Source organism: Bacillus sp. R86525, assembly GCF_042466195.1.
GTDB classification, from domain to species: Bacteria; Bacillota; Bacilli; order Bacillales; family Bacillaceae_G; genus Bacillus_A; species Bacillus_A nitratireducens.
In genome coordinates this window covers 1,922,583-1,944,621 of sequence record NZ_JAXHPX010000007.1, presented here as the reverse complement: position 1 = coordinate 1,944,621, position 22,039 = coordinate 1,922,583, and the positions used below count along the sequence as shown (strand labels likewise).

Genomic DNA, 22,039 nt, shown 5'->3' with positions numbered 1-22,039 from the left:
AGGAAGCTAACATACGTTAGCTTCCTTATCATTCATTTCAATTATTTAGTTTGACACTTTTGACTCTTCAATTTTCTCACGAAGAACCATTTGCAGGATACCACCGTGACGGTAGTAATCAATTTCAACTTCACTATCGAAACGAGCCACTACTTCGAATTGTTTTTCTTTGCCTTCTGCATCGATTGCAACTACTTTTACAAGATCGCGTGGTCTAACCGTTTTGTCAATTTGAATTTCAAATGACTCGTCACCAACAAGACCTAATGTTTCAGCGCTGTCGCCATCTTTAAATTGTAATGGTAATACACCCATTAATACTAAGTTACTGCGGTGAATACGCTCGAAGCTTTCTGCGATTACTGCTTTAATACCTAATAAGTTTGTACCTTTTGCAGCCCAGTCACGAGAACTTCCCATACCGTAGTCTTTACCAGCAACAACTAGAAGACCTGTGCCATCTTCTTTATATTTCATAGCAGCATCATAGATAGATGTTACTTCACCAGTTGGCCAATATGTTGTATATCCGCCTTCTGTTCCTGGTGCGATTTGGTTTTTAATACGGATGTTTGCAAATGTACCACGCATCATAACTTCATGGTTACCACGACGAGAACCGTAAGAGTTGAAGTCAACTGGTTGTACGCCGTTTTCTAATAAGTAGCGTCCAGCTGGTGTATGCTTACCGATTGAACCTGCTGGTGAGATGTGGTCTGTCGTTACAGAGTCACCAAATTTACCAACTATGCGTAAACCTGATAATGTTTCGACTTCACCTGGCTCTTTAGATAAACCTTCAAAGAATGGTGGGTTTTGAATGTATGTTGAGTCATTATCCCAAGTATATAAAGCTTCATTTGAAGTTTGGATTTCATTCCAACGCTCATTGCTGTTAAATACTTGCGCATATTCTTTCTTGAACAGTTCAGATGTAACAACACTTTGAACTACGTCTTCAATTTCTTTAGCTGATGGCCAAATATCGTTGAAGTAAACAGCATTGCCATTTGCATCTTTACCGATTTCATCATTTTTCAGGTCGATATCAACAGTACCTGCAAGTGCATATGCCACAACAAGTGGTGGTGATGCTAAGTAGTTCGCTTTTACAAGCGGATGAATACGACCTTCAAAGTTACGGTTACCAGATAAAACAGATGTTACTAATAAATCGTTTGCTGCGATCGCTTCTTCTAATTCATCTGCTAATGGACCAGAGTTACCGATACAAGTCGTACAGCCGTAACCAACTGTTTGGAAACCTAATTGATCTAAATATGTTGTTAATCCAGACTTATCTAAGTACTCTGTAACAACTTTAGATCCTGGTGCTAATGATGTTTTTACGTAATCAGGTACTTCAAGTCCTTTTTCAATTGCTTTCTTCGCAACTAGACCTGCCCCAATTAATACGTATGGGTTTGATGTATTTGTACAGCTTGTAATTGCAGCGATTGCAATTGCACCTGTCTTCATCGTTACTTCTTTATCTTCTAATGTAACCTTCACTTCTTTATCGAACTCTTGCTCATTAAATCCAAGTCCTTGTGTTCCAACTGGTGCTACAACAGCTTTGTGGAACGCATCTTTCATATCTGAAAGTGGAACTAAATCTTGTGGGCGTTTCGGTCCAGAAAGGTTAGATTCGATTGTATTTAAATCAATTTCAACAAGATCAGTGTAAATTGGATCCTTACTGTCTGCTGTATAGAATAAACCGTTCGTTTTACAGTATTCTTCAACAACGCGAATTTGCTCTTCATCTCTACCTGTTAAACGTAAGTATTCTAATGAAATGTCGTCGATTGGGAAGAATCCACAAGTTGCGCCGTATTCTGGTGCCATATTTGAAATTGTTGCACGGTCAGCTAAAGGCATGCTCTGTAGTCCATTACCGAAGAACTCAACGAATTTACCAACTACACCTTTTTGACGTAACACTTGCGTTACTTTTAATGCAACGTCTGTTGCTGTAGTACCACTTGGAAGTGTACCAGTTAATTTCACACCGATTACTTCAGGTACTGGGAAGTATGAAGGCTGTCCAAGCATTCCTGCTTCTGCTTCAATACCACCAACGCCCCATCCAAGAACACCGATACCGTTAATCATTGTTGTATGCGAGTCTGTTCCAACTAATGAATCCGGGTATGCAACTAAGTCACCTTCAGCATTTTTCACAGCATGAACAACTGGTGCTAAATACTCAAGGTTTACTTGGTGTACGATACCTGTTGCTGGCGGAACTGCACGATAGTTATCAAATGATTTTTGTGCCCAGCTTAAAAATTTATAACGTTCTTCATTACGTTTAAACTCTAAGTCCATGTTGAATGCAAGCGCGTCTGCCGTACCCGCTCTATCAACCTGTACAGAGTGGTCAATTACAAGGTCTACAGTAATTTCCGGATTAATTTTATCAGGATCTCCGCCCATGTCTGCCATTGCTTTACGAAGTGAAGCCAAATCTACAACAGCTGGAACGCCAGTGAAATCTTGTAAAATTACACGAGATGGTTTAAATGGAACATCGATATCTTGAACATCTTTCGTTCCCCATTTTGCTAAATTTGTAACATGTTCTTCTGTAATTACGCGTCCATCTACTTGACGAAGTACAGATTCAAGTAAAACTTTCACAGAATATGGTAATTGAGATACGTTGCCAACCCCTGTATTTTCAAGCGCTTTCAATTGATAATAATGATACGTTTTTCCATCTACTTCGAAAGTTGCACGTGATTGAAATGGATTATGTTTGACCATTATGTTTCCCCCCTGTTAAACGTGACTAAGTTGTCTGAATATAAAATGTAGACAAACTTTTCAATACCTTACGATAATATCTTATTACAACTTTCTAAATAAGTAAATAATAAGAAACTTATGGATTACCATAAGTTTTCTTTATCTTTCTAAATTTGAATAGTGTCCATGCTCTTTATGAATACTATTACCATAAAGTAAAGCGCTCTTTCAGCGTTTTACTTTACGTTCATATACGCTATGAACAACTCATGGTTCGTCTATAAAAAAACATTATAGAGGTGAAAAAAATGGGTAAAAGAAAAGCCAATCATATTATTTCAGGAATGAATGCTGCATCCGCACAAGGACAAGGAGCTGGTTATAACGAAGAGTTCGCAAATGAACCTTTAACACCAGCAGAGCGACAAAATAATAAGAAAAGAAAAAAGAATCAGTAACGAAAAATCCCAAAAGGTATACCTTTTGGGATTTTCTCTAATGTTTATAACGTAACAACTCCGAAACTGTTACAAATCGATAACCCTGCTTTTTCAGCTCAGGTAAAATTTTTGCTAATGCCGCCACTGTTTGACTACGATCACTTCCCCCATCGTGTAACAGTACAATATCTCCACTTTTAGCATTTTTCACAACATGATTTACAATGGATTCAGTACCTGGATTCGCCCAATCACGAGGGTCTTGATGCCACGACCAAAGAACAGTTTGATAACCAGCTTCTTTTGCTGTTTTAAATACAGCATCGTTAATATAACCACCTGGGGGACGGAATAACAAAGGTTCCTTTACCCATTTCTCAAAATATTTCTTTCCATCTAAAATATCTTTTTTTAATTTTTCATCTGATGAACTATTCGCATATAAATGATTCATCGTATGATTTCCAATTTCATGTCCCTCTTTCAACACTTGTTTTACTAAATATGGATTACGCTGAACTCGAAATCCGATCATAAAAAAAGTCGCTTCTGCTTTATATTGGCGTAATAAATCCAATACTTGTGGTGTATAAGTCGAATCTGGTCCATCATCAAATGTAATGGCAATAATCTTTTCATTATTAGGTACTTCCCAAGTTACATAGCCAGTTGGTTCTAGCTCTTTTCTGAGCAACATTTTAGCTTCCACTTTATCCACTTGAAATATATGTACTGCACAAATTAAAGAAAAAATTAGTAGTATAATTTTTTGTTTCTTCATATTAGCTCTAAAAGTTTTGAGGTTGTTGAATTCACAACAACCTCATTTACTTTTCTAATCGATCTACATTTCGCATAATATTTTGGAGATTGTTTTCATATTGCTCAAGTTGTGGACGTTGTGTTTCCGAAGCTACTTCTAGCGCATTTTGAATCTGTTCATACGCTTCCTGGACCTCTTGGCGTAACTCTTTTAAATCATGACCGTAGTTTGGATCATTTTTCACAATGTTATTGAATATATTTTCTGCTTGTGTAACTCCTTGCTGTGCAGCTTGAAAAGCTTGTTGTTTATCTTTATGATATGGCATTATATGATCCCCTTTCTGTAATAGTTAGTCCCATTTATCTTTACCCTTTTTTCTAAAAACATTCTCGTATAAATTCGCAAACTTCTCTCATTCTAAATAGGAAGAGGAGGTGTTATATACAATGGGCAAAAACAATCGTGAATCTAAAGAAAAAAAAGGACAACCTGAACCATTAAGCGGATCTCATAAGGTAAAAAACCGTAATCATTCTCGTCAAAAAAATCATGCGCATCATGATATGTAAAACAAAACATTCACACTAGCTACCTTTGCCACATACAATGTTTATATTTTTCCATTTATTCTTCACCCCTGGTTCATTCATGCATAACATAGTATGAATTGAGATTTTACGGAGGGTGTCTTACATGGGCAAGAAAAAGAAGGATTGTCTTTTTCATGTTGATGGTTTCGAAGAATGGATGGATCAATTTTGTTCTGATTCTTGTAGTAATTTTAGTTTTCCAAATCAAATTCATATTGACCTTTGTGAAACAGAACAAGAATATATTTTGGAAACAGATGTACCAAATGTGATCGAACAAAAGGTAATCATTAAAAAGATGGAGACAGGCCTAAACATATGCATACTTCATAAAAACACTTCTTTACAGCGGATCATTCCTTTACCCGCTAATATTATTTATAAGAAGATGCTAGCCTGCTTAGAGAATGGATTTTTAGCCATTCATATTTCCAAAAGCGAAGTTGCCGATAAGCATGAAAAGAAGGTTCTTTTTTCAAATTGAGAGTTAATATAAATACAAAAATAAGCCCCAGTAACTTGCTGGGGCTTATTTTATTTCGCATGCATTTCTATATTAGAATTTCTATCATATCTTTTTTTCAATAAGCCTTTTGTAACTAAAAGTACAGGAAATGCTACAGTTGAAAATATAGCTAGCGCTAAAAATACTACAAATCCATTTTGATACCCGTAATAATCGAGAAGTACTCCCCCAAACCAAGGACCAATTACTCCTCCAATTCCTGAAAAGCCCATCGCTCCGAAGTATGTTCCTTTCAGATTGGAATCAGCGATCTCATCAATAAATACATCTGTCATTGAAAACATTAAAACTTCTCCAAATGTAAAAATAATTGTACAAATAGCTGCCCCTAACATGGATTCTACTAGTCCAAATCCAAACAATCCCCCGCTCACAAATAACGTTCCAACCATAATAGACGCTAATGGCGTATACTTTTTACACATTTGAATAACAGGGTATTGAATAACTACTACCGTAATTGCATTTAAAGCTAGCATATATGAGAACAACTTTACTCCATCCTGAAATATATGTGCATTTGCAAAGTATTGAGATACTGTCGTCGTTAAATGCGAAAAGCCACAATTACTCAAAATAATACCGACTAAAGCAACTAAAAATACTACATCCTTTCGCAAAATACGAATTGCATTTAACATTGTAACAGGTTTTTCTTTATTTATTTTCTTTCGTTCCAGTGGATACTTCTTAAATTGGAACGCCAATATAGCTGTATATAAAATGTATACTCCAGCTGCTACTAAAAAAGGAATTGTTGATTTCGCGCTTCCAATCTGTAATCCGACAAGTGGACCAATCGCCACCCCAACATTTATTGCACCATATCGTAAGTTATAGACGAGCAACCGATACTCTGGCTTTGTTAAATCTGATAATAAGGCTCTTGATGTCGGTTCAAAAAAGGACCTACATAATCCATTCAAAGCATTTAATAAAAAGAAACTTAAAACATGATCTGCAACTGAAAAACCTATAAATACAAACACCCAAACGATCATGGACCATATTATAATCATCTTTCGGCCGAATCGATCCGATAAATTGCCCCCAATAAAACTAGCAAACACCCCAACAAGTGCACTCGTTCCAATAATAGCACCTGTCATACCAGCTGATACCCCTTTAACAGTCGTTAAATAAATTGCTAAAAAAGGAATACTCATTGAAGTGGCGAACCTCGCAAATAGAGTCCCTATTATAATTGTCATTCCAAGCGGATGAATCTGTTGTAACTTCCCCTTCATCTCTAACCTACTCTCCCTTTTCCTACAAAAAAAAGAAAGCAAAGGATCTGCTTTCTTTTCCCTTTTTATACTTGAGATGTTTGTACCCGAGCTGTTCTCGTTATGTCCATATCAATTCCATATGTAAACTGTAATTCCTTACAAACATCTTTAATTAAAATTGCGACATTATACGTTTCATTAAATTGTAAAACTATGCTTTCTACTTCTTCGTATGTATACTTATATTCTCCTGTAATGACACTTTTTAAATCAAAGCATTCATTCATACAAAGTTGTACAAGTAGTTGGTCATATTTTTCTAGTACATCTTCTTTCTTCCAAAGTAACTCCTTTACATATAACCGATCAAATTTCACACTTTCTCGGTTACAGTCCGTTAAAATCCGGGTCATTTCATTTAGTTCTCGATATAATTCAGAAATATTTCTGCTTAAACTAAGCAGTTTATCTACGCCGTTTTCATATGACATATTTATTCCACCCCCGCATTTTCTTCTTATTATAGCAAGAAAATTCTAAAAATAGTTTCTTTCTTCTGAAATATTAGGAAACTAATTTCAATTGCTTTACAATGAAACTAGCTAACACGAAGGGGGAAAGAAAATTGGAGCAAAAATTATATTACATCGACGCTTATAAGAAAGACTTTACTACTAAAGTTATAAAGCAAGATTATTGTACAGAAGGAAACTTATATGTTGTCTTAAATGAAACTGCATTTTATCCAACAGGCGGCGGACAACCAAACGACACTGGAACTTTAAATGGTATTCCGGTAAGTAACGTTGAAGAAGTAGATGGAGAAATTCGTCATTTCATAGTAGAACCATTACATACAGACGAAGTAGAGGGTAAAATAGATTGGGATCGCCGTTTTGATCATATGCAGCAACATACAGCTCAGCACATTTTATCTGCTGCTTTTTGGGATCATTTTAACATACCAACAATTGGGTTCCATCTCGGAAAAGAAACGATAACAATTGATTTAGAAACGGAAAATCTGCATGCAGAAACAGTTGAAAAAGCAGTGCAAATTGCCAACAAAATTGTTTTTGAAAACCATCCGATCCGTATAGAGTGGATGAACTTAGAAGAAGCGAAAACATTACCCCTTCGCAAAGAACCGACTATGACAGAAAATATACGCGTTGTTATAATCGAAAACTTCGATTATAACGGCTGTGGCGGAACACATCCGAAACATACAGGTGAAGTAGGGCCTATTCAAGTACTAGGATGGGATCGCAATAAAGGTGGTATACGCTTAACGTTTATCGCTGGCTGGCGCACACTAAAATTAATGGGACAACAACAACAAATTTTGAAAGATGTTTCTAAACAATTAAACAGTAGCGAAGCTGATATTCCAGCAAAAGTATCCCAACTTCTTACATCCCAAAAAGAAAACGAAAAAGCAATGCAAACAATGAATGAAAAATTATTATTTGCAGAGGCAAGTGAACTATTACAACAATCGGAAGAAATACATGCTGGAACACTTATCTCTAAAGCATTTATAAATCGCTCTATGCAAGAAACCGCAAAACTTTCCGCTATTATTACAGAACAACAAGAACATGCAATTACATACTTCGTTATTGAAAATGAAGACAAATTACAATGTATTCTTGCTTGTGGTAAAGCAGTGACACTCGATATGAATGCTCTTTTAAAAGATGCCCTTCCTTCTATTGAAGGAAAAGGTGGCGGAAATAAAAAAAGTGCTCGCGGCGGTGGAAAAGCGATTATGACTGGGGACGAGTTTTTAAATCAACTTGTTTCTTCTTTACAATCTGCAGTGTAGATTATTTTATGAAGTGGGTGTCATTGAACTGTGTGACATCCACTTCTCTTTTCTGCTTCTTGCAAAGTAGTACAGTAAATGAAATTATATGAACAATTCTGCAAATATCTCTATCACAACTCGCAATATATCAACGATTCTATAAGAAATATCGATTTACCGACAAAATACGAATATAAACACAACTTATAGAGTAAGAGGAGGCTGTTCCAAAATAACAGCCTCCTCTTATGTTTACAAACCAATATTTTGTTTTAAGCCTTGATAACTTCCTGCGTTCAAGAACTTTTCAGATGCAAGTTTAATGAACTTCTCAGAAAAACCATATCTACTCAATTCTTTGATCGGTACCATTTGCACATCTTGAATTGGGTTATGATCAAATTCATTTGATGGTAACGTGATTTCCCCTGTAATCTTTTCAAGCAGAAACGTAATATGTAATAAAGATGGGCTAGCATCTGGTTTATCACAAACATAGAGTAGCTTCTTAATTTTAACTTCTAACCCTGTTTCTTCTTTCATTTCTCGAATCATCGCTTCTTCTAACATTTCACCGTTCTCTACCCTCCCTCCAGGTAAAGACCAATTCCGATTAGCAACTTTTTGGTTTACTAGCAATACCTTTTCATCTTCAATTAAAATTCCAGTAACACGAACTTGCATTACATTTTCCATATGTAATCTCCTCTTCCCATTATATTTACAAATTAATTCTTCCACTAAAAGAACGTACGTTTTATAATTAAAGAAAATTATGGAAGAAAGTAGTTGTTACATTCATGCGTCCACCTTTAACAAAGTCTATATCACTTGAAGATTTCCAAAACTATTATTGGTTAAAAGCAGAACTCCAAACATTTTGTCGTAAGCATGGTTTGCCAGCTAGTGGCTCTAAAATCGAAATAACCGAGCGTATCTCACATTATTTAAATACTGGTAAAATATTAAAAAACAGCTCTGGTCAAAAGGTGAGTAAAGCTTCCCTCTCTTATAAAGACCTTTCTCTTCAAACGATTATTACTAACAATCACCACTGTAGCGAAGATGTTCGTGCTTTTTTCAAAGAAAAAATCGGAGCAAACTTCCGCTTTACAGTAGCACTTCAAAAGTTTTTCAAAGAGAATATCGGAAAAACATATGAAGACGCTATAACGTTTTGGTATGAAGAAAACGAACGTAAAAAAGACCCATCCTATAAAACAACCATCGGCACACAATTTGAATACAATCGTTTTACTCGTGACTTTTTCGAAGACCCATACAATAAAGGAAAATCAAAAGCTGATGCTATCGCTGCTTGGAATGAAATAAAAGCAAAACCTGGTAGCAATGTTTATGTTCCTCAAAAAGTAGAAAACTAGTTATCTTGCTAGTCTTCTACTTTTTCAAATAATAGAGCAAGTCCAATTCCCCCACCAATTCCTAATGTCGCAACTCCATATTTCATATGCTCTCTTTTAGCCTGATAAAACAAGCGTGTTACAAGCATAGCTCCAGACGCACCGTACGGATGACCAAGTGCTATTGCACCACCATTTATATTTAATTTTTCATATGGGATTTGTAACTCTTTTGCACAAGCAACAACTTTCGAGGCGAATGCTTCATTTATTTCAAAGTAATCGATGTCTTCTATTTTTACATTCATTTCGTTTAATAATTTGTTCACCGCAAATATCGGCCAGTCCCCGGAAAATTTGGATCTACTCCAACTACAGCACTACGAACGAAACGAAGAACAGGCTTGTATCCTAATTTTCGGGCTTGCTCCTCTTCCATTACAAGAACGGCACATGCTCCATCATTTACACCGCACGAATTACCTGCCGTTACTGTACCATTTTGTAAAAATGCGGGTTTTGTTCTTTTAATCATTCTTTCATAATTTATTTCTCGTTTTATAGCCTCGTCTAAAGATCCATTAAACGACATTATTTCATCTTGTAAATATCCATTCTCTAATGCTTGCAGTGTCCTTTTATAACTAAGACAAGCGTATTCGTCTTGCATTTCTCGCGTTATATTATAACGCTCTGCAACATATTCAGCCGCTAGTCCCATATCAGGATCACCAATTGTTTCAGGTGAAAATCGCGCTCTATTTTGAAAAGGTGATGTACTTGTACTCTCTACTCCTCCTGCAATATAACAATTACCTGCCCCGCCTTGAATGAAATGACATGCGGTGCGAATAGCTTCCAATCCAGCACCACATTGCCGATCAATCGTTACACCAGGAATATGATAGCCAAGTCCTGCCTCTAAAGCAGATAATCTTGCAACATTACCTCCCGGCCCAACAACATTTCCTAATATAACATCGTCTATTTCTCTCTCAATCCCTTTACTTAAAAACGTCAGAAGTGGTGCTGCTAATTGCTGAACTTCATAATCTTTTAACATCCCATTCTTCTTACCGATGGGTGTTCTTTTCGCCTCTACAATAACCGCCCTATTCATATATTTTCTCCCGATTTTCAATCATACTTTTTGCTTCGATACGAGCAATCTTCCCGCTATTTGTATACGGTATTTCATCAACAAAATGCCATTCTTTCGGTATTTTAAAAGATGATAATCGTTGTAGGCAAAAGCTCTTTAATTGTTGCTTTGTAGCACTTCCTTTTACGATAGCGACAGGCCTTTCACCCCAATAACTATCTTTTATACCGACAACAACAATTTCTTCAACAGCCGGATGCGTATATAGCAAACTTTCTATCTCTTCTGGGTAAATATTGATTCCTCCAAATAAAATCATGTTCTTCTCTCTACCAACAATATATATAAATCCTTCTCCATCTTGGTAGCCCACATCTTGTACTGTCATCCAACCATCTTTGGTCAATTGCGGGTATATATCTCCATCCGATATATACCCCATAAAAAACTGATCACTTTTCACATACACAGTTCCTATCTCGCCTGTCTGTACTTCTTCTCCTGCGTCATTACATATTCGAACTTGTACATTATGACAAGGTTTCCCTACTGAATTTGGCCTTCTATCGCTCTCTTCATCGACCAATGCTGTTACAAAGCTTAGCTCAGACGCACCATAAAACTCATATCTTTTTGCATAAGGCAAAATATTCTTCATCTTTTCTTTCGCTTCAGCTTCCCATTTCGCTCCTGACGAAATAATTTTCATTTCGCTTTCAATTACTTTATTTTCTTTATACAAAGACTCAAGCATTGTAGGGACTGTATACATTACAGAAATATTCTCTATCTTTATACTAGATAGCACTTGAACTGGTACAAATTTTCTCGTTAAGTGTACCGTTTGTCCTAGAAATAATGCACTTATTGCCCCGTATAAGAAAAGAGAATGAACAAGCGTCCCAGCTATTAAAATAGAATCCTCCTTTTTCATATGAAAGTCATGTACATTACAATCAAAACTATGAACCCACGACTGTTGCGCACGTAAAAATGCTTTTGCCTTTCCTGTTGATCCCGATGTAAATCCCATATAAAAAGGAGCGTCTTGTACATTTTCTACAGAATGATAGGTAGGAAGGTAGTTCTCAATCATTTCTTTCCATTCTTCAATCTCAATAATCCTTCCTTCTTCGCAGGATATATCATTGAGCCTATACTGCTCCGCCACAATAACATCCGGTTTACTAATCACTAGTCTGTCTTTAAGTTCATCTCGTTTCCATTTTATATCCAGTGGTACACAAACCCATCCAGCCATAGCAGCACCAGCAAATAGTTGTAAAAATTCCATACTATTCTCTAATAAAATTGCTATCGTTTTATTCTGCGATTCACTTTCCTTCAACCAGTTTGCTACTTTACAAACCGACTCGTACCAATCTTTATATGTTAACACTCTATCATTTTCTTTAATTGCTACTTTATTCGGTTGTAAAGAGGCATACTTTTTGTATTCTTTTGTAATTCCCATATGAAATGTCCTTTCTCTACAAAATAATAAAAAGAAACACGCAATGAACGTGTTTCTTCTCTTTCTTATCCCGCATTTGTATATTTTCCATTCTTTAAAGCGGGCGTAATAATGTGTTTCAATGAACGATGTAATTTGGTCACGAGAATTGCTGCTATAATTGCTTTTATGCAATCCCCCGGTAAGAACACAGCACTCACTTTCATCGTTTCCCATACGGAAACCCCCATTAAGAAAGCTTGTACAGTAATACCAAATACATAAACTACGAAAATACCACCAATTATATTAATACATAATACCTTTATTATAGAAACTTCACGTAAACGCTCAATTAAATAACCAATGACAAACGCTCCAACGATATAACCAAGTAAATATCCTGCGCTTGGCCCAACAAATACACCTGGACCACCTCGTCCACCAGCAAGTAATGGTGCCCCAACTCCAACAATAAGTAAGAAAATAAGCTGACTTAACGCACCAAGACGTGAGCCTAACAACCCACCAGCAAGCATAACACCGAGTGATTGTAATGTAATCGGAACTGGTGTAATAGCAAGAGCAATTGGAGGTATTAACCCTAACACTCCCATAATAGAACTAAATAACGCGACGAAAACTAAGTTTTTTGTATTCATGTTTGCTTCTCCTATTTGTAAACTTAAAATGTTTTTCAGATAACATATTATAGGAGTTATATTATCTTTCTATTTAGCATTTGTCAACTTATTTTCATAATAGGTTTACAAATATAAATTCAATTATTTCCCTTTATGCAAATGCTCAAGTTCTTTCCGAAGCGCCTGTTTTAAAAACTTCCCAACAGATGTTTTCGGAATTTCCTGCATAAATACAATATCGTCTGGTAACCACCACTTCGCAAACTGTGGTTTTAAAAATTCATATAGTTCTTCTTTTGTAACAGTGCTATTTGCCTTTTGTACAACGCAGGCAACTGGACGCTCTTGCCACTGCGGGTGTGGAACTGCAACAACGGCCGCTTCAAATATAGCATCATGTGCCATTAAAGCATTTTCAAGATCCACTGAAGAAATCCATTCTCCCCCGCTTTTAATAACATCTTTCGTACGATCAACAATTTTCACGCAGCCTTCCTCATCAACTGTAACAACATCACCAGTATATAACCAACCGTCTCGGAATCCTTCGACAGTACGATCATCGTTATAATAGCTTTCAGCGATCCAAGGTGCTCGTAAACATAACTCTCCCATCTCAGTACCATCCCACTTCACTTCACCGTTTGTACCGACTACTTTCATCTCTACACCAGGGACAAGATATCCTTGTTTTGAGCGGATTTCTAATTGCTCTTCATATGATAATTCTGTTTCATAACTTTTTAAACGTGCAAGTGTTACGAGTGGGCTTGTTTCAGTCATACCATATGCATGTACGAAAGGAACATTATATTTTTGCTCAAATGCTTTAATAACACTTTTCGGTGCAGCTGCGCCTCCGCATAGAAGTCTCGTTACACTAGATAAATCGTAACTATTATTTTCTAACTCTTGTAATACACCGAGCCAAATTGTCGGCACACCTGCTGCTATCGTTACTTTTTCAGCTTGAATCATCTCTAATAAAATTTTCGGAGTAAACATTGGTCCTGGCAGAACTTGTTTAGTTCCAAACCAAGTAGCTGCAAAAGGAAGCCCCCAAGCGTTCACATGGAACATCGGTACAATTGCCATCGCCGCATCACTTTCCGATAAAGCAGCTGTATCCGCTAAACCGAGTGCCATACAATGCAATACAGTACTACGATGCGTATATACAACACCTTTTGGGCTTCCTGTAGTCGCTGACGTATAACACATACCAGCAGGTGTATTTTCATCAATATCTTTTACAAATTGGAAAGTTGGATCGCCTTCTTCTAATAGCTTTTCATAATGATATACAGGTTCTAGCGTAGTATTTGGAAGTTCATCTTTATCAGTCATAATAATGTAGGCTTGTACAGTTGATAATTGCGATTGAATATTTTCAACGAGTGGTACGAGATCTTCATCTATAAGTAGAATGCGATCTTCTGCGTGCTGAATAATGTATGAAATATGTTGAGGAGATAAACGAATATTAATTGTGTGCAAAACAGAAGCAATACCAGGAATAGCAAAATATGCTTCCACATGTCGATGATGATTCCACGCTAACGTTCCTATACGCTCGCCTTCTTTAATTCCTAATTTTTTTAATGCACTAGCAAGCCTTCTCGTCCTTTCACCTAACTGCTTATACGTTAACGTCGTAACTGTATCATGTGTCCGTGAAACAATTTCTTTCTTTGAAAACAGTTTTTCTGCTCTTTCCATCATAGAACTAATTGTTAGCGGTACATTCATCATCATATTGGTTATATCCCCCTTTAAAGCGTTTTCATTTTTTTGTTTATTATAGCAGACTTTTATAAATAATTACGACATTTTTCTGTATTTTCTGAATTATTTCTTTGGAAATAATTCAGAAAATACTAAGAGAAAATATACTAAAATTCCTTCTTACAATATATAAATACCGAAATGAAATAAGAAAAGATATATATGATAACGCCAAATATTGTATATAGAATTGAAACGTATACAGATGAATTTAAATTTGATATTGGAAATTGTTCTATTAGATATCCAATTACACTTTGTAATCCAAAATAAGTAACAAGTCCCCCACATGCGCCTCCAATTGTAATAGCATCAGATTTTTCTGCTCCAAAAACATAGAGAAGCGGATAAGCTATTGCTCCGGCATTAAGAATGATGAACGTCCCTAAAGAAACACTCTTAAATATACCATCATCAATTGGTGTATCTGAAACTAAACCATGTACATAAAATATGCCGTACGATAGTAACGTACCAATAATTACAACTAAAAAATAGAAAAGATAGTGACTTTGTACAATATTATTTCTAGTAACCGGTAAAGTAAGTACATATTTTTCATACCCCGACTTACTCTCATATTTAATAACTTCAAGTGCAGGAATCGCAGCAAATAAGATAATGAACGTAGCAATTAAACGGTACATTGAAGCATTACCAAAATAAAAAACAAATCCCGATCCTAATATCGCTATTCCCATGAACATAAAGAAAGTTCGATACACTAGATAATAGTTTGTCAATAATAAACCTTTCATTTATTTTTCACTCCTCGTTAATAAAACACTTATTTCTTCTATCGAAATGGTTCTATGAGCAATCCCACTTGGTAATTTATGCACATCTGATACAAGTACATTGAAATAAGAACCATTATTCCTTTTCACCACAACTATATCTTTGTTGATTAAAGTTAGTTGTTCCTCATCAACATCTACAATGGCATAATTGTCCAAAACCTTATCCTTTTCTGCATTCAATAAAATTTCTCCATCTTTTATCACAATAAGGTGACTAGCTATTTTTTCTACATCACTCATAATATGTGAAGAAAGTAATATACCACCATTACTTTTATTCACAAAACTTTTTAATTCCTCTAATACCTCCTCCCTAGATGAAGGATCAAGACCTCCCGTCGCTTCATCTAGGATTAATAATTTTGCATTATGCGATAATGCAACAGCTATAGATAGTTTCATCGACATTCCACGGGAAAATCTACCTACTTTTTCATTAGTAGGTAAAGAGAAAGAATGAACTAATCGGTAAAAATTTTCTCTATCCCAAGATTCAAACATCTTTTCAAAAACCTTATTTAGTTGTTTTATTGTAAGATGAGCCGGTAGATTCATAGCATCAAATACGACTCCAATCTTTCCCTTAATCTTGGCATCTTTATTTATATTTTCTTCACCTAATATTTTTACTGTACCGCTATCTTTAGAAATTAATTCTAATACTGTTTTAAATGTTGTTGATTTACCTGCCCCATTGTCACCAATGAATCCCACTATTGACCCTGATGGCACATTGAATGTAATATTTTTCAAAATAACTTTGTTTCCAAATGATTTACTTAAATTTCTAATTTCTAGAACGTTTGACATCATTTCACTCCTATCTTAGCTTTTAATAAAAATAGGTTTTCTACTATTAAAAATTATCCACTTTGTCTCTCACTTTCTTTTTTAGTTTAAAAATAATACGATTACTATATTCCTTATTTTCTACTAAAATTCGATACATCTCCCACACTCCTACAACACGAACAAAAAGATAGACTCCAATCGCAATAAGTACAACACAGTACGGATAATACTGCACGAGCTCTCCAGAAGTAATTCGTTTTTTCTCAAATAAAAATGGTATCGCTCCTGCCGCTATAAAACAAAAGCCAACGATCATTACTGCAGCATACTTCTTCTTAATTACTTCATATCTTTTTGTCAATTCTTTTAGAAAGTTTTGATCAAATAGTAGTTCTTCTTTTTTCAATACATTGTATCGACTCTCTTCTATCGTTGCCGGTACCATCATTGCTCCAATTCCAAGGACAGCAATAATAATGACAAGGAATGTCGACATTGTTGCATTTTCTTTAAATAATAAATACGGTATTGTCGATAAAATGAGCAAACTAAATCCTAACGCAATATATTTAGAAATTTTTTGCCCATACACTATATACCCTTCTGCCATTTCCTGACTTACGTAATAGCCCTCCACATTTTCATTACTTTGCTCAGCAGTTTCTTTTAATAAATAGTCGAGTGATACTTCAAATACATTCCCAATCATTATTAACTTTTCAGTTTCAGGAAAACCTTGACCGTTTTCCCATTTACTAACCGCTTGCCTTGTTGTGCTTAATTTTTCAGCTAATGCTTCTTGAGAAAGGCCCTTTTCCTTTCTTAATTTAAAAAGCTTTTCACCAAATCCCATATGTGTGTCCCCCTTTGTTTTCTTACCTAAATTGTATGTAAACATTGCCCTTATCTCTATCTTCCTGCGGTTGCACTTTGTCAACTTACGGTTGCGATTGTGTTATATAGCGGTTTTCTATACGATTTAGCTAGTTTTCTTCTGTGATTATCGCGTTAATAAAACACTCTCTCCTAATAACCAATCATAACAATTAAAGGTAATTATTGTTATGAAAAAGTCAAAAACTCCCTTATTCATTTAAAGGAGTTTTCGATATAAAATATTCCAAGAGGACTAATTTTTCTTCCTCATATTGATTCACAATTTCTTCTATACATTTTTGTATGTCATATAGCGACAGTATAAGTTATCATCTCTTTATATAACGCATACTCATATATATGTAAAATATTACTCCTATTAACTTCCATAATAAAAACACTTCTCAATGATCATAACGGCTTCTGCTTAAACTTTTCATAATTCCGTACCTTTAATGAAAGGATATTCCCGCAATCTGTACAAATATAAGCATCTACTGGTGAAGATGTGAACATCGTTTCCTTTTTCCGTATTTGTGCATAACCGATAAACTCACCTTCTCCTATGTTTTGAGAACCGCAATGAGAGCATGTCTGCACGTCTTTCTGTTTCATGAGAGCACCACCTTTAATCTGTTTTCACTCCCTTCGACAGTTCACTTCCATTCCCCTTCCAAAAAACCTCTTATTCTCTTATATTTCAACAGGAATCTCAGAACAAACATCGTATATGTACTATGAAATATATTAATTAGCGGAGGAATTTTATGAGTACAATTATGACGCTCAATACAGCACAAGAAATAGAAAACGCAGAAATACATATGCTTTCTTCTAGATTAGCGTTACTACAAGCAACAAGCGGAAATCCAATGCAAGTACACATGAAAAAGTTTGGGAGCGCCACTGCCTTTTCATCAAAAATAATTGCTGGTCCTGCTTTTAATACGGTAAAAGGTATTACATTTACAAATACAGATGAGATAGATGAAATTATCTCTTATTATCAATCACTACAAATCCCTTGCCGTTTTGAAATTACACCAGCGCAAGGTACAGCTGAACTATTTCAACATTTATCTCAAAAAGGTTTTTATCAATCTAGCTTCCATACTGCTTTATATAGTATACCGAGAGCAGATCCATCCCTTATTCCTTCTAACATTTCAGTACGCCAACTAAAAGAAAATGAATTTGATATTTTTGCAGACATATATGTACGCGGATTTAATATGCCCTCCTTTACAAAGGATGGTGTACGTCAAAATAACGAAATTCTTTACAATAAACCAGGCTGGTATTTTTTCATGGCAGAAGTTCAAAATATTCCTGCGGGCATTGGTGTCCTGTATATAAATAAGAGAATTGCATCATTAGCTGCTTCTGCTACTTTGCCAGAATTTCAGCGTATAGGCTGCCACACTGCATTAATTCAAAAACGAATTGAGACAGCTATTGAGTCCAATTGTAATTTAATAGTTGGACAAGCTCGGTTTGGTAGCGGTAGTCAAAATAATATGGAACGCGCTCATTTGAAAATCGCTTATACGAAATCAATATGGACTGCGAAAGACATGTAATTAACATTCTTTCTCCTTCCGTTACAATCTTATACATTTTATGACAATTCCTTTTCTATTCTATTAATCACTTGAATATTCAAATTATATTCGTTACGCTATTATTAGATACATCATTCAACTTGCAATATGAAAAGAGAATTCTAATCAAACTACAAGGAGGAAAAATGTATGACTAAACATGATCATGGTTTAAAAGAAAAAGTAGAAGGTGCCATTGATAAAGTAAAAGGTGAAGTAAAAGAAGTTGTCGGGAAAGTAACTGACAATAAAAAATTACAAGCTGAAGGAAAATGGGATAAGGTGAAAGGCACCGCTAAAGATACGGTTGGTAATGTAAAAGAAAAAGCACATGAATATAAGGAACATAAATAATAAAAAACACGTTAGATGCATTTTCATCTAACGTGTTTTTTATTTCACTTTATATACATAATCAACCAAATATCATACGATATATTTTTATTTCTCTATACTCTTTGTAAGTGGTTCTTTAAATGCATTTCTATTCCACACAGCAAAAACAATAAGAGAAATAATAAAGAATACAACAAGACATATACCCAAATAATCAAAATTAACTACCTGAATAAGATTCCAAAACGGTCCCTGTAAATTATAGCTTTCAATAAGTAAAGATAATAGTTGATAACCCCCTATTAAAAAAGCCGTTATAACAGATATTGAGGTAATTAATACGTTATATGAATTTCTAATTCGACTATTTTCCATTGCCCACTTATAATTCGTATTCATGAATGTACTATCTAATGTATCCATCAACGACATTCCTGCAGCAAACAAAATGGGAAAAGCAAATATACTTACAAGCGGGATAGATTGACTTGTTGCAGTTACTGTAGAAAGAGCAATTAATCCGATTTCACTTGCTGTATCAAAACCAAGACCAAATAAAAAACCGATCATATACAATTGCTTTTGACTATCAATAAACGTAAATAAGCGCTGCGTAAAACGGTATATAAACCCTAAGTTTTCTGGCTGCTTATCCTCTTCGCTTCGTAACACTTTAATAAGATACAACAGATTGGTAAGCCCAATAATAATAAGAAATGTACTAGAAACAATTGTGCCGATAATACCGCCTATAGTAGAAAAACTCTCCATTCCATGTTTTGCTGTTTTTCCAATTAAAGCAATTAATACGATCATCACAAATACTACAGTAGAGTGTCCTAATGAGAAGTAAAACCCCACCCCCTGTGAGTTTTTACCTTTTTCAATTAATTTCCGAACAGTATTATCAATTGCGACAATATGATCACTATCAAACGCATGACGCAATCCTAAAGAATATGCAATAATAGCCATTCCAATTATGCCATTACCTTTATACAGTGCAGGTAATAATAAGAGAATTCCAAGCACATGAAGAAATATAATAATAACAAAAAAATTAGTTGCTTTTTTCAGTTCACTTTTCCACATAGTTACTAACCCTTTCTACTTTAGATTGGATACTCTTGAAAAAGAAAAGTGCCATAATAAAAACTACAATCGTTATAATAGTCACTAAAATAATTACAAAATCATTTAACATGCCTGTATGATTTGTAAGTGTTAACAGGGCCGGTATCGTTGCAGTAATCCAAGATTCAATGAAGCAAACAATCCCTACATAAATATGAATCTTCTTTTTCAACCCATCTTGCAGGAAAAATAAAAACCAAAGGAACGCCCAAAAGAACCAAATTATTGTACTTTGTAGACTTCCACTCTCATGTAATTGATTCGCTATTCCCATAACCGTTGCAATAATAGCAACCCAAAGAGAATAGTAACCTACACCTGAAGAATCAAGTTCTAATATATTCGTAAGGCCAACATATAAATAAGTAAAACCAAATAAAAAAATAGTTCCATTAGATAGGATAGTCCACTCATCAGATTGACTTCCTGTAAATAATAAATATAATGGTGTCAAAGTTTGTAATGCCCCTACAAATAAATTGAAGTACCCTACACTTTTGCTATCAATGAGTTTAAAAGCTGCTAGTGCATTCATAAATAGAACTGCACCGACAAATAATAATCCCACATTAGTCATAGTATCCCCTTCTCCTACTTAATATTTTCGATAGGATGTTAATTCTTCATGCAGACAATTCTCTCTAACAAAACGATGACACTGAAAAAATATAGACTCCATATCCTCTGTATTATGACTAAGTATGCGTATGACAAAGCCTTTACATGGCATAGAAGATATTCCAATCTTCATATTGTTAGTGTTAGAAAGCGAAGTTTTCAATGCTGCAATTAAATCATTTGTAATGTTCTCATTAATAACTATGAAAGTACCATAATGGGAATATTGATTTAATATTCCCATTTGATCTAACGACTCTTTGAAAGGGTTTAACAATAGATGATCGTAAACTACAAGTTTGTTTTCCATATATATTTTTGTTAGCGAATCAAAATACTGGTATGTGAACTTCTCCATATTTGGAGACCAACCAGGCGTAACTGAATCGCATAAAATCAATGTAGAATTATTTTGCATATATATATTTGTTTTTTGCTTATATGCTGCATCCTTGTACATAATCAACGGATCTGGTAAATACTCCATAACAGCATTTTCACCAATATAAATATTCAATTCTTGCAAAGCATAACTATTTGGAGTCTTGTAAACTTTCGTTGCTGATTGGCTTGTTATATATGTTTTCGCATCTGCATGAACATTTATATTTATAGAATAGAAGTCTCCTTTTAAATAACCTCCACCAGAATTCATGATATAGTAATATGCTCTACCATAATCGTCCAAATATATTGGCTGCGTTACTTTTAAGGCATCTTTATGATAAACCTTAATAGGTACCGTTTTATGTCTCTTTTCCATCACATCAATGTTTAAGACACCTGTAGGGGCTTTCATTTCTTCAATCCTTCTAACATGATGTTTTGTCGCATCCAATTTATTAATCCCTGTAAGCCTTCCTCATCCTTCAAATTTGTAAAAAAATATGGTTTATTATGTCGGTAATTTTTCGTATCCTGCTCCATAACTCCAAGATCAGCCCCTACATAAGGTGCCAAATCCGTTTTATTAATCACAAATACATCAGATTTGATCATTCCTTGTCCACCTTTACGAGGAATCTTTTCTCCTTGTGCTACATCAATAATATAAATTGAAAAATCCACTAGCTCTGGACTAAATGTGGCAGCTAAATTATCACCCCCACTTTCAATAAAAATAATATCCAAATTACTATGTCTAATCATGAGCTCTTCAATTGCTTCAAAATTCATAGAAGCATCCTCTCGAATTGCTGTATGTGGACACCCTCCTGTCTCTACACCAATAATTCTATCTTCTGGTAAAACACCCGTTTTCAATAAAATCTTTGCATCTTCTTTCGTATAAATATCGTTTGTAATTGCTGCAATTTCATAATCTGTATTTAAATATTTTGTTAACTTTTCAACTAACATTGTTTTCCCAGCACCTACGGGGCCACCAATACCAATTTTGATAGGTTTTATCATTTTATTTTTCCT

24 protein-coding genes and 1 pseudogene are annotated in these 22,039 nt (G+C 35.0%); 7 read left to right on the top strand and 18 right to left on the bottom strand.

The features are described 5' to 3' along the window. Positions 1-45 precede the first annotated feature (45 nt). Entirely contained in the window at positions 46-2,769 is a 2,724-nt protein-coding gene (acnA, locus tag SJY24_RS12640) for an aconitate hydratase AcnA (RefSeq protein WP_377864849.1), read from the bottom strand. 290 nt (positions 2,770-3,059) lie between these two features. Between acnA and sspO the strand changes: the two genes are divergently transcribed. Then, positions 3,060-3,209: an acid-soluble spore protein SspO gene (gene sspO, locus SJY24_RS12635; protein ID WP_002111139.1), complete on the top strand. Its 150-nt coding sequence runs from the start codon at positions 3,060-3,062 to the stop codon at positions 3,207-3,209. A gap of 37 nt (positions 3,210-3,246) precedes the next feature. Here the strand turns inward: sspO and pdaB are convergent, their stop codons facing one another. Both pdaB and SJY24_RS12625 read right to left on the bottom strand, forming a co-directional pair. Further along, positions 3,247-3,972, bottom strand: a complete 726-nt coding sequence (pdaB, locus tag SJY24_RS12630; RefSeq protein WP_377864848.1) for a polysaccharide deacetylase family sporulation protein PdaB — start codon at positions 3,970-3,972, stop codon at positions 3,247-3,249. 46 nt (positions 3,973-4,018) lie between these two features. Continuing rightward, the gene (locus SJY24_RS12625) at positions 4,019-4,282 is read right to left on the bottom strand and encodes a hypothetical protein (protein WP_377864847.1); all 264 of its coding nucleotides are present in this window, start codon (positions 4,280-4,282) and stop codon (positions 4,019-4,021) included. Positions 4,283-4,403: 121 nt separating this feature from the next. Here SJY24_RS12625 and SJY24_RS12620 point away from each other — a divergent pair, with 121 nt between their 5' ends. Both SJY24_RS12620 and SJY24_RS12615 read left to right on the top strand, forming a co-directional pair. Next, positions 4,404-4,526: a small acid-soluble spore protein P gene (locus SJY24_RS12620; protein WP_000517651.1), complete on the top strand. Its 123-nt coding sequence runs from the start codon at positions 4,404-4,406 to the stop codon at positions 4,524-4,526. Positions 4,527-4,650: 124 nt separating this feature from the next. Then, on the top strand, positions 4,651-5,031 hold the full coding sequence (locus SJY24_RS12615) for an Hsp20/alpha crystallin family protein (protein WP_377864846.1): 381 nt from the start codon (positions 4,651-4,653) through the stop codon (positions 5,029-5,031). Between the two features lie 50 nt (positions 5,032-5,081). Here the strand turns inward: SJY24_RS12615 and SJY24_RS12610 are convergent, their stop codons facing one another. Further along, complete coding sequence (locus SJY24_RS12610; RefSeq protein ID WP_098763358.1) at positions 5,082-6,320, bottom strand: MDR family MFS transporter; 1,239 nt, start codon at positions 6,318-6,320, stop codon at positions 5,082-5,084. Positions 6,321-6,385: 65 nt separating this feature from the next. Beyond that, complete coding sequence (locus SJY24_RS12605; RefSeq protein ID WP_000119682.1) at positions 6,386-6,793, bottom strand: hypothetical protein; 408 nt, start codon at positions 6,791-6,793, stop codon at positions 6,386-6,388. A gap of 134 nt (positions 6,794-6,927) precedes the next feature. Here SJY24_RS12605 and SJY24_RS12600 point away from each other — a divergent pair, with 134 nt between their 5' ends. Then, positions 6,928-8,130 carry an alanyl-tRNA editing protein gene (locus SJY24_RS12600; protein WP_377864845.1) on the top strand — a complete coding sequence of 401 codons (1,203 nt, stop codon included), beginning with the start codon at positions 6,928-6,930 and terminating at the stop codon, positions 8,128-8,130. Between the two features lie 234 nt (positions 8,131-8,364). Here SJY24_RS12600 and SJY24_RS12595 read toward each other — a convergent pair whose 3' ends face one another. Further along, the gene (locus SJY24_RS12595; RefSeq protein ID WP_377864844.1) at positions 8,365-8,808 is read right to left on the bottom strand and encodes an NUDIX domain-containing protein; all 444 of its coding nucleotides are present in this window, start codon (positions 8,806-8,808) and stop codon (positions 8,365-8,367) included. Between the two features lie 104 nt (positions 8,809-8,912). Between SJY24_RS12595 and SJY24_RS12590 the strand changes: the two genes are divergently transcribed. Further along, positions 8,913-9,494 carry a DUF6434 domain-containing protein gene (locus SJY24_RS12590; RefSeq protein WP_377864843.1) on the top strand — a complete coding sequence of 194 codons (582 nt, stop codon included), beginning with the start codon at positions 8,913-8,915 and terminating at the stop codon, positions 9,492-9,494. A gap of 8 nt (positions 9,495-9,502) precedes the next feature. Here the strand turns inward: SJY24_RS12590 and SJY24_RS12585 are convergent. The 8 genes and pseudogenes from SJY24_RS12585 to SJY24_RS12550 form a co-directional block, all read right to left on the bottom strand. Next, positions 9,503-10,593 (bottom strand): annotated as a pseudogene (locus SJY24_RS12585) (acetyl-CoA C-acyltransferase). Further along, positions 10,586-12,049 carry an acyl-CoA synthetase gene (locus SJY24_RS12580; RefSeq protein WP_377864842.1) on the bottom strand — a complete coding sequence of 488 codons (1,464 nt, stop codon included), beginning with the start codon at positions 12,047-12,049 and terminating at the stop codon, positions 10,586-10,588. The pseudogene SJY24_RS12585 and the gene SJY24_RS12580 overlap by 8 nt, the downstream one beginning before the upstream one ends. A 65-nt stretch (positions 12,050-12,114) precedes the next feature. Further along, the gene (locus tag SJY24_RS12575; RefSeq protein ID WP_377864841.1) at positions 12,115-12,690 is read right to left on the bottom strand and encodes a biotin transporter BioY; all 576 of its coding nucleotides are present in this window, start codon (positions 12,688-12,690) and stop codon (positions 12,115-12,117) included. A 123-nt stretch (positions 12,691-12,813) separates the two neighbouring features. Then, positions 12,814-14,427 carry a long-chain fatty acid--CoA ligase gene (locus SJY24_RS12570; RefSeq protein WP_377864840.1) on the bottom strand — a complete coding sequence of 538 codons (1,614 nt, stop codon included), beginning with the start codon at positions 14,425-14,427 and terminating at the stop codon, positions 12,814-12,816. A gap of 137 nt (positions 14,428-14,564) precedes the next feature. Continuing rightward, a complete protein-coding gene (locus SJY24_RS12565; protein WP_377864839.1) occupies positions 14,565-15,215 on the bottom strand; it encodes an ABC-2 transporter permease in 651 nt (216 codons plus the stop codon). Continuing rightward, a complete protein-coding gene (locus SJY24_RS12560; RefSeq protein ID WP_377864838.1) occupies positions 15,216-16,067 on the bottom strand; it encodes an ABC transporter ATP-binding protein in 852 nt (283 codons plus the stop codon). A 46-nt stretch (positions 16,068-16,113) separates the two neighbouring features. Beyond that, entirely contained in the window at positions 16,114-16,902 is a 789-nt protein-coding gene (locus tag SJY24_RS12555) for a helix-turn-helix domain-containing protein (RefSeq protein WP_377864837.1), read from the bottom strand. Between the two features lie 434 nt (positions 16,903-17,336). Continuing rightward, positions 17,337-17,540, bottom strand: coding sequence for a hypothetical protein (locus SJY24_RS12550; RefSeq protein ID WP_012261408.1), 204 nt, complete (start codon positions 17,538-17,540; stop codon positions 17,337-17,339). A 152-nt stretch (positions 17,541-17,692) separates the two neighbouring features. Here SJY24_RS12550 and SJY24_RS12545 point away from each other — a divergent pair, with 152 nt between their 5' ends. Together SJY24_RS12545 and SJY24_RS12540 are read left to right on the top strand one after the other, a co-directional pair. Further along, entirely contained in the window at positions 17,693-18,505 is an 813-nt protein-coding gene (locus tag SJY24_RS12545) for a GNAT family N-acetyltransferase (RefSeq protein ID WP_377864836.1), read from the top strand. Positions 18,506-18,676: 171 nt separating this feature from the next. Then, positions 18,677-18,880 carry a CsbD family protein gene (locus SJY24_RS12540; protein WP_016092092.1) on the top strand — a complete coding sequence of 68 codons (204 nt, stop codon included), beginning with the start codon at positions 18,677-18,679 and terminating at the stop codon, positions 18,878-18,880. A gap of 87 nt (positions 18,881-18,967) precedes the next feature. Here the strand turns inward: SJY24_RS12540 and SJY24_RS12535 are convergent, their stop codons facing one another. From SJY24_RS12535 to ureG, 4 genes are read right to left on the bottom strand one after another with little or no spacing between them, the layout of a single operon-like run. Further along, complete coding sequence (locus SJY24_RS12535; protein WP_377864835.1) at positions 18,968-19,954, bottom strand: HoxN/HupN/NixA family nickel/cobalt transporter; 987 nt, start codon at positions 19,952-19,954, stop codon at positions 18,968-18,970. Continuing rightward, positions 19,941-20,573, bottom strand: coding sequence for an AmiS/UreI family transporter (locus tag SJY24_RS12530; RefSeq protein WP_377864834.1), 633 nt, complete (start codon positions 20,571-20,573; stop codon positions 19,941-19,943). Before SJY24_RS12530 ends, SJY24_RS12535 begins: the two co-directional genes overlap by 14 nt. 18 nt (positions 20,574-20,591) lie before the next feature. After that, positions 20,592-21,413, bottom strand: a complete 822-nt coding sequence (locus tag SJY24_RS12525) for an urease accessory protein UreD (protein ID WP_377867245.1) — start codon at positions 21,411-21,413, stop codon at positions 20,592-20,594. Next, positions 21,410-22,027 carry an urease accessory protein UreG gene (gene ureG, locus SJY24_RS12520; RefSeq protein ID WP_000594929.1) on the bottom strand — a complete coding sequence of 206 codons (618 nt, stop codon included), beginning with the start codon at positions 22,025-22,027 and terminating at the stop codon, positions 21,410-21,412. The genes SJY24_RS12525 and ureG overlap by 4 nt, the downstream gene beginning before the upstream one ends. Between the last annotated feature and the right edge of the window lie 12 nt (positions 22,028-22,039).